Source organism: Micromonospora sp. NPDC051543 (genome assembly GCF_044454415.1).
In the GTDB taxonomy this organism is placed as follows: Bacteria; Actinomycetota; Actinomycetes; order Mycobacteriales; family Micromonosporaceae; genus Micromonospora.
In genome coordinates, this window is record NZ_JBITDT010000002.1 from 28331 (window position 1) to 40377 (window position 12047).

16 protein-coding genes are annotated in these 12047 nt (G+C 71.3%); 7 read left to right on the top strand and 9 right to left on the bottom strand.

Annotation, left to right across the window (positions count from 1 at the left end):
- Window positions 1-244 precede the first annotated feature (244 nt).
- Complete coding sequence (locus ACIA3K_RS03105) at window positions 245-514, top strand: hypothetical protein (protein WP_355051350.1); 270 nt, start codon at window positions 245-247, stop codon at window positions 512-514.
- Entirely contained in the window at window positions 514-1551 is a 1038-nt protein-coding gene (locus ACIA3K_RS03110; protein WP_396798866.1) for a hypothetical protein, read from the top strand. The genes ACIA3K_RS03105 and ACIA3K_RS03110 overlap by 1 nt, the downstream gene beginning before the upstream one ends.
- Window positions 1552-1560: 9 nt before the next feature.
- Here ACIA3K_RS03110 and ACIA3K_RS03115 read toward each other — a convergent pair whose 3' ends face one another.
- Both ACIA3K_RS03115 and ACIA3K_RS03120 read right to left on the bottom strand, forming a co-directional pair.
- Window positions 1561-2091 carry an SRPBCC family protein gene (locus tag ACIA3K_RS03115; RefSeq protein ID WP_396798867.1) on the bottom strand — a complete coding sequence of 177 codons (531 nt, stop codon included), beginning with the start codon at window positions 2089-2091 and terminating at the stop codon, window positions 1561-1563.
- A gap of 1 nt (window position 2092) precedes the next feature.
- Entirely contained in the window at window positions 2093-2404 is a 312-nt protein-coding gene (locus ACIA3K_RS03120; protein WP_396798869.1) for an ArsR/SmtB family transcription factor, read from the bottom strand.
- A 97-nt stretch (window positions 2405-2501) separates the two neighbouring features.
- Between ACIA3K_RS03120 and ACIA3K_RS03125 the strand changes: the two genes are divergently transcribed.
- Window positions 2502-3431, top strand: coding sequence for an LLM class F420-dependent oxidoreductase (locus ACIA3K_RS03125; RefSeq protein ID WP_396798870.1), 930 nt, complete (start codon window positions 2502-2504; stop codon window positions 3429-3431).
- A gap of 4 nt (window positions 3432-3435) precedes the next feature.
- Here the strand turns inward: ACIA3K_RS03125 and ACIA3K_RS03130 are convergent, their stop codons facing one another.
- Complete coding sequence (locus ACIA3K_RS03130) at window positions 3436-3858, bottom strand: hypothetical protein (RefSeq protein ID WP_396798872.1); 423 nt, start codon at window positions 3856-3858, stop codon at window positions 3436-3438.
- Window positions 3859-3978: 120 nt separating this feature from the next.
- Between ACIA3K_RS03130 and ACIA3K_RS03135 the strand changes: the two genes are divergently transcribed.
- A complete protein-coding gene (locus tag ACIA3K_RS03135; protein ID WP_396798873.1) occupies window positions 3979-4731 on the top strand; it encodes a hypothetical protein in 753 nt (250 codons plus the stop codon).
- The gene (locus tag ACIA3K_RS03140; protein WP_396798875.1) at window positions 4728-6005 is read left to right on the top strand and encodes an FAD-binding protein; all 1278 of its coding nucleotides are present in this window, start codon (window positions 4728-4730) and stop codon (window positions 6003-6005) included. The genes ACIA3K_RS03135 and ACIA3K_RS03140 overlap by 4 nt, the downstream gene beginning before the upstream one ends.
- An 81-nt stretch (window positions 6006-6086) precedes the next feature.
- On the opposite strand, the gene ACIA3K_RS03145 is transcribed toward ACIA3K_RS03140, so the two are convergent.
- The 6 genes from ACIA3K_RS03145 to ACIA3K_RS03170 form a co-directional block, all read right to left on the bottom strand.
- Window positions 6087-7226: a site-2 protease family protein gene (locus tag ACIA3K_RS03145; protein WP_396798877.1), complete on the bottom strand. Its 1140-nt coding sequence runs from the start codon at window positions 7224-7226 to the stop codon at window positions 6087-6089.
- 173 nt (window positions 7227-7399) lie between these two features.
- Window positions 7400-7807: a hypothetical protein gene (locus tag ACIA3K_RS03150; RefSeq protein WP_396799354.1), complete on the bottom strand. Its 408-nt coding sequence runs from the start codon at window positions 7805-7807 to the stop codon at window positions 7400-7402.
- A 1-nt stretch (window position 7808) separates the two neighbouring features.
- Window positions 7809-8465: a hypothetical protein gene (locus ACIA3K_RS03155; RefSeq protein WP_396798879.1), complete on the bottom strand. Its 657-nt coding sequence runs from the start codon at window positions 8463-8465 to the stop codon at window positions 7809-7811.
- Window positions 8462-8722: a hypothetical protein gene (locus ACIA3K_RS03160; RefSeq protein ID WP_396798881.1), complete on the bottom strand. Its 261-nt coding sequence runs from the start codon at window positions 8720-8722 to the stop codon at window positions 8462-8464. Before ACIA3K_RS03160 ends, ACIA3K_RS03155 begins: the two co-directional genes overlap by 4 nt.
- A 2-nt stretch (window positions 8723-8724) precedes the next feature.
- Window positions 8725-8988, bottom strand: a complete 264-nt coding sequence (locus ACIA3K_RS03165) for a hypothetical protein (RefSeq protein WP_396798883.1) — start codon at window positions 8986-8988, stop codon at window positions 8725-8727.
- Window positions 8989-9210: 222 nt separating this feature from the next.
- Entirely contained in the window at window positions 9211-10065 is an 855-nt protein-coding gene (locus ACIA3K_RS03170) for an alpha/beta hydrolase (protein ID WP_396798885.1), read from the bottom strand.
- Window positions 10066-10341: 276 nt separating this feature from the next.
- Between ACIA3K_RS03170 and ACIA3K_RS03175 the strand changes: the two genes are divergently transcribed.
- The gene (locus tag ACIA3K_RS03175; protein WP_396798887.1) at window positions 10342-11241 is read left to right on the top strand and encodes an ABC transporter ATP-binding protein; all 900 of its coding nucleotides are present in this window, start codon (window positions 10342-10344) and stop codon (window positions 11239-11241) included.
- A 2-nt stretch (window positions 11242-11243) separates the two neighbouring features.
- Entirely contained in the window at window positions 11244-12047 is an 804-nt protein-coding gene (locus ACIA3K_RS03180) for an ABC transporter permease (RefSeq protein ID WP_396798889.1), read from the top strand.

The following is a 12047-nucleotide window of genomic DNA, read 5'->3' on the forward strand; positions in this document are numbered from 1 at the left end:
AACCTCGCCGGCCCGGCCCCGCCGGTGCGGGCCCGGCACAGCCGCCGGCCCCGACGACGCGTACGGCTCGGCCGTCCCACACCGCTGGCGGCGCCCGCAGCGGTGTCACCGTCCACCACCGGCGACGACGCCCACCGGCACGTCGCCTACGTGCCCTGTCGACCACACGCATCGTGGATCCTGCCCTGTTCGGCGTCGCTCACCCGCGCGCCCGACCGGGCGACCGAATCAGAGAGGCCCTGCCATGGCGGCTCCCACCGCGACCGCAGCCCTGAACGCATCCGTCTTCTCGCCGGGTGACCAGATGCTGCTGACCGTCACGTACTCCGACGCCGACACCAAACCGCTGACCGTCACCATCGTGGTCACCGACGCGCAGGGCAACAGCAGCGCGCCGGTCAAGGTCACCGCGGTCATCGACCCGCTCACCGTGACCGTCTCCGACAACTCCGGGCGTACCTGGACCCGGGTCTCCGACAACGGCTCGGTTGCCGTGTACCGGGCGGTGGCGTGATGCCCCGGGTCACCGTCCAGGTCCGCGACGCCGCCGGACACACGGCGACGGCCGGGGTCGACTACACCGTGCGCCAACCGGTGCTCGGCGGCTACTACCTGTCCGGCGGAGCCGACCCCACCGCCGACATGGCCGGCGGCAACTTCCGCTCGTTGACCCAGTACCGCAGCTTCGCCGACGGGTACATCTTCCCCGGCTACAACCGACCGTGGCTGGTCGACCTGGGCAAGGCCGGCGTCCAGATGAACATGGTCCTGGAGCTGAAGCACTACGGCGCCGGCAACGCCGGGCCGCAGACCTTCACCGTGGACGGCGTCACCTACACCGTGCCCGCGCCGTCGATGACGATCCAGCAGCGCCCCGGCACCAGCTGGCCGAAGGCGTACGGCTACACCCAGGTGCTCAACGGCCAGTGTGACGGGTTGTTCGCGCGGGCCCTGTCGCAGTACCGGTCGCTCGGCTTCGGGGTGAACATCCAACTCGCGTCCGAGTTGGACACCGACCACGAGTTCGGTACGACCGAGGCCGGCAAGGCGTACACCTGGGCCGAATCCGACGCGCGGGCGGTGCAGGCGGTGAACTACATCGTCACCTGGTTCAAGGCCCGGACCTTGCCCACCGGCACGACCTTCTCGGTCGGTCTGGGCGGCTTCGACCGGGCGTGCTTCCAGCGCACCCACCCCGAGTCGTTGATGTCGCGGCTGGACTACCTCCAGTGGAACGCCTACGCGACGGCCGTCGGGCAGACCGCGCTGGCCCGCTTCCGCCGCACCAAGGACTGGGCGGTGGCGGACCTCGGCCCGGTGGCGCTGTCCCGGCCGGTGATCATCGCCGAGTACGGGGTGCGCTCGGCCGAGATCCCCGACCAGGCGGCCTGGATCGCCACCGTTCCGGCGGCGATCGCGCAGCTCAACGCCGAGCGGGGTCCCCTCATCGCGCGGACCAACTACTTCAACTCCGGGTGGGGCACCCTGTCGCCGAAGGCGGCCGGGTTGGCCGCGCTGCGGACCGCGTACGCCACCCGGCCGTACGTCTGATCGACGCGGTCACTCCGCTTCGAGCCGCTCGGCGTACGCGTCGCGCAGTGCGGGCCAGCCGAAGTCCTTGGCCTCGGCGCCGCGGATCGGGCCGACCGGGTCTCCGTCGAGCAGCCGGTCGGCCACGTCGAGGCAGAGGTGCCAGCCCGCGGCGACCATCGGCAGCGCGCCCGGCTCGGCGACCGTGTGTCGCAGGGTGAGCCGGGTGCCGCTGCCCGAGGCCGTCAGCTCCCACCGCAGCAGGTCGTCGCCCCAGGTGTATTCGAGCAGGTGAGGCGGCTCGGCTCGGCGTACGGCCGCGGTCTGCTGCACGGACGTCTCGCCGTCGACGAGGGTGAGCACGGCGGCGCCGGGGCTGCCGAGGTCGCGGTCGGCGAGGAACGGCGCCCACTGCGCGAGCTGTGCCGGATCGGTCAGCGCCGCCCAGACCGCGCCGGGTGGGTGCCGCAGGTCGCGGACGAACACCAGGGTCGTACCGCGGTCGGCGTGTTCGGCGCGCGCCTCAGCGGGTGGGGTCGGGCGGAACGCGTCGCGGTCCATGTCACTGCTCCTGACTGTCGAGGTGCCGTTGCAGGGCGTCCAGGTGCCGACTCCACAGTTGGCGGTACGGGTCGAGCCAGCCGTCGACCGCTCGCAACGGACCCGGGTCGAGACGGTAGATCCGCTGCCGGGCGGCGACCCGGCAGGAGACGAAGCCGGCCTCGCGCAACACCCGCAGGTGTTTGGAGACGGCCGGCTGGCTGACGCCGAGCCCGTCGACCAGCTCGTTGACGCTGCGGTCGGCGTCGCGGAGCGCGTCGAGGATCCGGCGTCGGGTGGGCTCGGCGAGGACGGTGAAGGCGTCGGTGGACACCCAGTCAATATGCCTCTGCCTTCATATGACTGTCAAGGTATATGACGGTGGCGGCCGTCCCGGCGCGGCATCGGGGACGGCTACCTATGCTCGGAGCATGGAACTGCGGATCTTCACCGAACCCCAGCAGGGTGCCACCTACGACCAGTTGCTCGCGGTCGCCCGCCGCGCCGAGGACGCCGGCTTCGGCGCGTTCTTCCGCTCCGACCACTACCTGAAGATGGGCTCGGTGAGCGGCGACCCGGGCCCCACCGACGCGTGGACGACGCTGGCCGGTCTGGCCCGCGACACCAGCCGCATCCGGCTGGGGACGCTGATGACCGCCGCCACGTTCCGGCTGCCCGGCCCGCTGGCGATCACGGTGGCGCAGGTCGACCAGATGAGCGGCGGTCGGGTGGAGCTGGGCATCGGCACCGGCTGGTACGGCGACGAGCACACCGCGTACGGCATCCCGTTCCCGGCCCTGGGCGAGCGGTTCGACCGGCTGGAGGAGCAGCTCGCGGTCATCACCGGCCTCTGGTCCACCCCGTCGGGGGAGCTGTTCAACCACCCGGGCCGGTACTACCCGGTCACCGACTCGCCCGCCCTGCCCAAGCCGGTGCAGCAGCCCCGCCCGCCGATCCTGCTCGGCGGGATGGGGCCGAAGCGGACGCCCCGGCTGGCCGCCCGCTACGCCGACGAGTTCAACCTGCCGTTCGCCTCGCCGGCGGACTCGGCGGCGCAGTTCGAGCGCGTCCGCGCGGCGTGCGCCGAGATCGGCCGCGACCCGGCGGAGCTGGTCTGGTCCAACGCCCTGGTGCTGTGCTGCGGACGCGACGACGCCGAGGTGGCCCGCCGGGCCGCCGCCATCGGCCGTGACCCGGACGAGCTGCGGGCCAACGGCGTCGCCGGCACGCCCGACGAGGTCCTGAACACCATCGACCGGTACGCCAAGATCGGCAGCCAGCGGATCTACCTCCAGGTGCTGGACCTGGCCGACCTCGACCACCTCGACCTGGTCGCGAGCGAGGTGCTGGCGAACCTGTGACCCGTCAGGCGCGGTGCTGCGCGTGCCGGCCCGGCTCGCGCAGCACCGTGTCCAGCCGGCCGTCACGGTCGCTGTCCACATAGGTGATGTCCGGTACGCCGTCACCGTCCACGTCGATCTGGACGACGTCGGCCACGCCGTCACCGTCGAGGTCGGTGACGATCTCGACCGACCCGTCCAGGTGGCGCGTCACGATCGACCGCGACTCGCCGGCGGGCTCGCGGGGCGGTGGCCCCGGCGACGGTACGGGCGTGGGAGCGGGAGCGGGAGCGGGCGTCGGCCGGGGACCGGGTGTGGGCGCCGGCTGGTTCGGCAACCGGACGTCTGGCGGCGCACTGGCCGGCTCGACCGCGCTGCCGGTCGGGTCCAGCTCCTCCTCCGACGGGAAGACGTCGCCTCGCGCGGCCGGATCACGGTAGCTGCTCATGGGCGTAGGGTTCCCCGCCGACGGCGAGAACAACCGTGCCCGATCGTCCGGTGTCCTCGGTGCCCGGTCTGGCGGAAGATGTCGGGACCGACGCCACGGTCATGAAACGGGGGTCCGCGGGTGGAATTGCGCCGGAATCGGGGGGCCCGTGCGCTCGCCCTGGCCTGCGTACTCGGTGGGGTGATCCTGCTGGCCTATCCCAGCGACCGCGCCCTGCTACGGACGATCATCGCGGTGGGTGCCATCGCGCTCGGCGCGGTGGCGCTGGTCAGCGCGTTGCGCCCGTTCCGGTTCGGGATCCACGCGGACGGGCTGAGCATCCGGCGGCCGGGCCTGCGCCGGGAGTTCCAGTGGGCCGAGGTCGACGCGGTGGTCCTCGACGAGCCGCCGCGACGGGACGGCTACCCGACCCCGCCGAGGTTGCTGCTGGTGCCTGCGCAGGGTGTGCCGAGTGAGCTGGTGACCGCCCGCCACCCGCTCGACGGCCGGCCGGCCATCGAGCTGCTCGTCCTCGACCAGGTCCGCGAGCAACCAGAGCAGGTGTCCGAAGCGCTCACCCGGCATGCCGGAGACCGCTTCGTCGACCTGCTCGCTCTGCGGCGCGCCGCGTTCGCCGTCCCGGACATCACGGTGGGCCTGCGCGGCTACGCCATGGACCGGGTCGATCGGTTGATCCGGCGCGGCCAGGACGCCCTGCTGTCCGGCGACGAGGTGGCCCGGCAGGCGGCCCGCGGTGAGATCGAACGCGCGACCGCGGCCGGTCTGCCGCGCGCCCAACGTGGTTACAACTCGTTCCAGGTGGATACGGTTCTAGACGCCCTCCTCGCCGCTCTGAGCGACCAGCAGTCCACCGATCGGGAGACCGCCACGTGACCACCCCGGGACCGAACGCCACGTCGACCGCAGCTTCCGAGGTGCCACGCCGCAACTGGGCCGGCAACGTCCGGTACGCGGCCCGGGCGTTCCACCGACCGACCTCCCTCGACGAGGTGCGTCGCCTCGTCGCCGGCAGTCGGCGCGTCCGCGCCCTCGGCACGGGGCACTCCTTCAACCGCTTCGGCGACACCGACGGCGACCTGGTGAGCCTGGCCGGCCTGCCGGCGACCGTCGAGGTGGACCGCGAACGCGGCCAGGTCACCGTGAGCGCCGCGATGCGCTACGGCGACCTCGCCGGACACCTGCACACCCAGGGGTACGCGCTGGCCAACATGGCCTCTCTGCCGCACATCTCGGTCGCCGGCGCGGTGGCCACCGCCACCCACGGCTCCGGCCCCACCCACGGCAACCTGGCCAGCGCCGTCGCCGGCCTGGAGCTGGTCACCGCCGACGGCGACCTGCTGCGGGTCGACCGCGACGACGACACGTTCGCCGGCATGGTGGTGGGGCTCGGCGCGCTCGGCCTGGTGACCCGGGTCACCCTGGACCTGGTGCCGGCCTTCGAGCTGCGCCAGTACGTACGGCTCGACCTCGACCCGGCCGCGCTGGACGAGGCGCTCGACTCGGCGTACAGCGTGAGTGTCTTCACCGACTGGCGTACGCCGCGCCTGCGGGAGGTGTGGCGCAAGCAGCTCGCGGATCTGCCGCCGCCGGAGGCGGACTGGCTCGGCACCACACCGGCCGACCAGCCACGGCACCCGGTGCTCGGCATGCCGCCGGAGAACTGCACCCCGCAACTCGGCGAGCCGGGCCCGTGGCACGAGCGCCTGCCGCACTTCAAGCTCGGCTTCACCCCGAGCAGCGGTGACGAGTTGCAGTCCGAGTACCACCTGCCGCGTACCGCCGTCGCCGACGTGCTCGCCGCCCTGGCCGACGTGGCGCACCTGATCGCCCCGGTCCTGCACGTGTGCGAGCTGCGGACGGTGGCCGCCGACGAGCTGTGGCTGAGCCCCAACCACCGGCGGGACAGCTTCGTCGTCCACTTCACCTGGGTCTCCGACACCGACGCGGTGCTACCCGTGCTGGCCGAGGTGGAGACGCGACTGGCCCCGTTCGCTCCGCGCCCGCACTGGGGCAAGGTCTTCGTCACCGCCCCAGAAGACCTGTCGGGCCGCTACCCGAGGTACGCCGACTTCACGGCCCTGCTGACGAAGCTGGACCCCAAGGCCAAGTTCCACACCAACCAGCTGACCCACTACTTCCCCCGCTGACCCCCGCTGACCCTCGCTGACCCCCGGTGATCATGAAGTTATTGCCCTTCGGCGCGGCGTGTCCGCGCAACAACTTCATGATCAGCGGGAAGGGGTGGGGGTGCGCAGGGTGGCGCGTTGGACTGCGCGGCTGATGTCGCTGGGGGAGACGATTCCCGTCAGGCGGCCGTCGTCGCCTACCACCAGGGCTCGGCCGTCGGCGCACTCGCTGAGCCGGGGGAGCAGGTCGTTGAGCTGTTCACCCGGCTGGGCGAGCACCAGCTCGTCGGCCCGGCAGGCCACCTCCGCGAGGGTGGTCGACGCGCGCCGCTCGGCCGGTACGCCCCGCACCCGGTCCACGGTGACCAGGCCGGTCGGCCGCCCCTGGTCGGTCAGCGGCAGCGCCGAGTGCCGGTACGCGAAGAGGTAGTGGTCGACGAAGTCGGCGACCGTCATGTCCGCCGACGCGGTCTGCGGCTGAGGTGTCATCACGTCGCCGACGCGGATCCCGCGCAGCGCGGTTCCGGTGCGGGCCTGCCGCTCCTCGACCCCGGCGGCCCCGATCAGGAACCAGCCGATCAGCGCCAGCCACAGCCCGCCGAAGCCGACGCCGGACAGGAACTGCCACAGCCCGAGGCCGATGAGCAGCGCGCCGAGCACCCAGCCGGCCCGCGCGGCGACCACTGACGCCCGGGTCCGGTCGCCGGTGGCCTTCCACACCGCCGCACGCAGCAGCCGACCGCCGTCCAGCGGCGCGGCCGGCAGCACGTTGAAGATCGCCAGCAGCACGTTGATGCCGGCCAGCCACGCGATCGCCCCGAAGAGCAGCCCGCCCTGCCCGGCCAGCGCGAACAGCAGCGCGATGACGCCGAAGAACGCCCCGAGCAGCAGACTGACCAGCGGACCGACGCCCGCGATGCGCAACTCCGCGCCCGGGTCACGCGGCTCGCCCTTCAGCTCGGCCACGCCACCGAACAGCCACAGCGTGATGCCGTCGACCTCAAGCCCGTTGCGTTTGGCCACCACCGCGTGCGACACCTCGTGGGCGAGCAGGCCGACGAAGAAGACCACCGCCGCGGCCAGGCCGGCGAGGGTGTACGCCACGGGCGAGCGGTCCGGGTACGAGCGGGGAAACTGGTTGGCGGCCAAGCCCCACGCGATCAGCGCGAAGATGACCAGCACGCTCCAGTTGACGCCGACCGGTACCCCCGCGATCCGACCGATCCGGAAACTCGCCCTCATCCCGGGCTCATACCCACGGTCAGCCGAGCCATGCGGCGCTCAGGCCGCGGCTGCGGAAGGTGCAGCAGCTGAGCTCGGGCCCACCCGGCATAAGCGCTGCGCGGATGCGCCTTGGTGACGGAGGTTGATCAGGTTGTCGGCGTCGGCAACAAGCCTATGGCGCTGTAGATCAGCTACACCTGCCGAGCGAGCGTCGTTGCCTCGCGCAGGAGCGCATCCAGATCGTTGCCGGAGATCGCCCCACCGCCGAGCGTGTGGAGAATGGTCAAGCCCTGGATACGACCCGCAACCTTCGGATCAACGTCAGTGTCGATGCTCGGATCAAGGGCGGCGCTGATCAGCCTCTCCGCGCTGGTGGCGTCGGTTTCGGCACCCCCGTTCGTCGTGCTTCGCATGTGGCTGACGAATCGGATCACCTCTTCCGGACTGGCGCCGTCGGGGAAGCGACGGTCGACCGCGAGATAGAAGACCGCACCGAGCAGCGTGGCGAAACCTTCCCAGCCCTGACTGTCGAGGCGAGCCTCAATGCGGTCGTTCTCGGCGTGGTCGCCCGTCACCATGGTGCGGATGTAGGCGACCATGTCAGGACTGATCGTCAAGGTGCTTCCTTTCACGATGCTTCTTGGTCACGTTCCACAGGCCCTTCAGGCCGACGACTACGGCTCCGGCTGCCATGATGACGGAGCTGACTGGGTGTTCCAACTGTGGTCGATCTGACGGCGGGGCGGGCCTGGGAGCGGTGGTGGAGGTCGCGGTGCCGCCGGGGCCGCTCTTAATCTGATGCATCAACTCACGAAGCCCGGCCGTGGTGGCCTGCTCGGCGCCCTGAAGATTGCCCTCGGTCTCGTCCGCCTTCTTCACATGACGCCGGAGGAAGGCTTCGGCTCGGTTGCCCCTGGCTTCTGCCTCTGCGACCACTCGTTCACCCGTCGGTGATCCGCGGTCTCGGTTGACGCGGGCGGGGGCGGAACCGGGGGCGATCACGTTGACGTAGTCGGCGAGATGTTGTGCGGCGTTGCTACTTAGTCGGCCGAGCCGGCCGGCCTTGTCGACAGCGGTGCCGCTCTTGCTGATCGCTAGGCCGAGCTTCGGGTTCTCGCTTCCGCTATCGAGTTGGTGGAGATTTCCCTGAGCCTCGGCGACGTCCTGCTGGGCGTGGCCCGCTCTCACGGCGAGGGCGTCCAACTTGTCGATGGCGGAGTTGAGCTGCGCCACGACCTGGGCCAGAAGCCCAGTCATCCGAGTGACTCCCGATAGCTGCCGGCGTTGTCTTTGACCGCCGTGATCACCCGGAGGGTCAGTTCCACCTCGCGTTGGGCCGAAATGAGGTCAGCACGGACCTTGTTCGCCTCGGCGTGCTGGCTGTCATGCAGGGTGGCGAGGGCGAGGCCGGTCGCCTCGTCGAGCTGAGTGCCGATCTCCTTGACCGTGGCGGCGGCCTCGCTGAGCGAGCGGTCGGCTTCGTAGAGGATCGCTTTGATCTCGCCGATGCTCACGGTCAGCCCAACACGCTCATGTACTGCCGTGCTGCTTGGCTGCTGCCCTGCAGGGTGGTTGCCGCTTCGACCAGCCGCTGTTTGCTCTGCTCGGCGCGAGCTATGGCTTCGGCGAGCGTCGGGTGGCCGGTGCCGGCAGCGACGGCTCGCAGCCGGACCAACACCTGTTCGGTGCTCTCGATGGCAGCCCGGATCTGACTTGTCGTGGTGTTGCTTTGTTCGGCTGCCTGAGCGAGCGCGGCCTTCACTTGTTCGATGCTGGCCATGCTGTCCTCCCGCTCGACCACGCGCGACGCGAACCATCTTCGTACGTTCCGTGGAGGGACGAACACTAACCGACATCAAGCGCCGTTCGCAGCCCCCGGACTTAGATGCCGGTGAGCGGTATGACGTACAGGAATATTTATTCCTGTACGTCATACCGCTCTACATCGAGATGACCTGCGGGCCGAGGTGCCGAGCCGGCCGGGATTACTTCTGGCCAGGTGTCAGCGGCGGGGGGTCTCGCTGGCGATGGTCGCCTCGCGGGGCAGCGCCGCCGCCCGCATCGCCCAGTCCAGCGCGTAGTCGGCGATCGCCTCCCAGCCGGGCGCTCCGACGGTGAAGTGCGACCGGTCGGGAAACTCCTCGTACGCGGTGAGCGCGCGGGACTTCTGGTAGAGCCCCGCGTTGGCGCGGACCACCGACGCCGGCACCACGTGATCCTGCCCGCCGGCCATCAGCAGCAGCGGCGCCCGGTCGACGCGTCCGGTGTCGACGCGGGCGGGCGAGCGGGGGTCGACGTTGGCGAACGCGCCCTCGAAGAACACCCGGCCCGCTCCGGGTACGGCGTACCGCTGCCAGGCCCGGTCGGACTCCTCCCGGCTCAACGTGTTGCCGAAGGTGTAGGCGAAGTCGTCCGGGGTGAACGCGACGGCCTTGCCACGGTTGGCGGGGCTGCGCAGGATCGGGAAGCCGGAGCGCAACTGGCTCAACGGCACCTTGAGCACCCCCTTGATCGCCGCCGGATGCACCCCCACCACCGCCGCGCCGAGGCCCCGGTCGGCGAGGACCTGGGCGAACAGCCCGCCGAACGAGTGGCCCATGATGATCGGCGGACGCGGGAGCGCCCGGATGATCCGGTCGTAGTGGGCGACGATCGTGGCCATGCTCTGCTCGGCGATCGGGCTCGGGTCGTCACGCAACTGCTCCACGGACCGGTCCATCCCGGGCCACGCGGGGGCGATGACGTGCATGCCGCGCTCGGTGAATCGCTGGGCCCACCCTTCCCAGCTCCGTGGGGTCATCCAGAGCCCGTGGATCAGCACGATCGTGTCGACCTGGCCCTGCGGTGTGGCACCCATCGCGTCCTCCCGGTGTCGCGGCGTCCGGCGGCGCGCTTACCCGCTGCCGTCCCCGCAATGCCTGTGGCGGGGGCGGATGTGTCGGTGGGCGTGATGACTCAGCGGCATCTTGATGACTGCGTGGCATCACGCTCGTCGCGGTCCTCGCCCGCCGGCCGGTCACGCTGCGTGCCCGCCGGGCTCGGAGCCGTGCGCTCCGGGCCCTGACAAATGTCACGGTCGGAACGTGACGGCCGCTTCAGTAGTCGAGGTCCGTGACACCCCAGGATCAATGCCATGACGAGTACGCATCCGGCCGTCGAGCTGAACGGCCTCACCAAGACCTTCGGTACGGTCACCGCGGTCGACGGACTGAGCCTGCGGGTGCAGCCCGGCGAGGTGGTGGCGTTCCTCGGCCCCAACGGGGCGGGTAAGACCACCACGATCGACATGCTGCTCGGCCTGGCCCGCCCGGACGCGGGCACCGTGCGCGTTCTCGGTGGCACCGCCGACGAGGCGGTGGCCCAGGGGCGGATCGCCGCCGTGCTCCAGACCGGCGGCCTGCTCAAGGACCTCACCGTGGGCGAGACGGTACGGATGACCGCGCACTTCTACCGGCACACCCGACCGGCGGCCGAGGTGCTGGCGCGCGCCGGTATCGCCGACATCGCCGACCGGATCGTCGGGCGGTGCTCGGGCGGCCAGCAGCAGCGGCTGCGCTTCGCGTTGGCGCTGCTGCCGGACCCGGACCTGATGGTCCTCGACGAGCCGACCACCGGCATGGACGTCGAGGGTCGGCGGAACTTCTGGCAGGCCCTGCGCCGCGACGCCCGCGACGGCAGGACCGTCATCTTCGCCACCCACTACCTGGACGAGGCGGACGCGTACGCCGACCGGATCGTGCTGGTCCGCCAGGGCCGCGTCGTCGCCGACGGCACCACCGCCGAGATCAAGAACCTGGCCGCCGGCCGTACGGTGCGGGCCACCCTGCCCGGCGCGGACCAGGCCGCGCTCGCCGCGCTGCCCGGCGTCGACGCCGTGGAGGTACGCGGCGACAGCGTGCTGGTGCGTACCGGCGACTCGGACGCGATCGCCCGGCACCTGCTCACCCGGACCGACGCCCGGGACGTGGAGATCACCTCCCGCAACCTCGAGGACGCCTTCCTCGCCCTGACCACCGAACGTATCGGAGCCTGACGATGTCCACCCCCATGGCCACCAGCACCGACCGTCCTGCCCGGCCCGATCGCCGGCCGTCCGCTCTGGGCGGTTTCGCCCCGGCGGTTCTCGGCATCGAGCTGCGCCGGGTGCTGCGCAACCGCCGCACCCTCGCCTTCACGCTGATCATGCCGGGCGTCTTCTTCCTGATCTTCGGTCTGCCGCAGCGGGGGCAGACGCTCGACAACGGCCGGCCCGTCACGGCGTACGTGATGATCAGCCTCGCCGTCTACGCGGCGATGGTGGCGACGACCAGCGCGGGTGGCGCGGTCGCCACCGAGCGGGCGTTGGGGTGGAGCCGGCAGCTACGGCTCACCCCGCTGCGGCCGACCGCGTACGTGGCGACGAAGCTGGCCACCGCGATGACCCTCGGCCTGCTCGCGGTGGTCGTGGAGTTCCTGGTGGGGGCCGCCGCCGGCGTCCGCCTTCCGCTGGACGTCTGGCTGCTGTCCGGGCTGGCCGCCTGGGTCGGCTCGCTGGTGTTCGCCGCGTTCGGCCTGTTCATCGGCTACCTGGTGCCGGCCGAGAACGTCATGCAGTTCATCGGGCCGATCCTGGCGGTGCTGGCCATGTTCGGCGGACTGTTCGTGCCGGTCGACGTGCTGCCGCACGTGCTCCAGCAGGTCGCGAAGTTCACCCCGGTGTACGGCATGGGTGAGCTGGCCCGCTCGCCACTGACCGGCGACGGCGTGAGCATGGCGGCGGTGGCCAACATCGTCATCTGGACCCTGGCCTTCGGTGTCGGCGCGACCCGGCTGTTCCGCCGGGACACCGCTCGGGTCTGA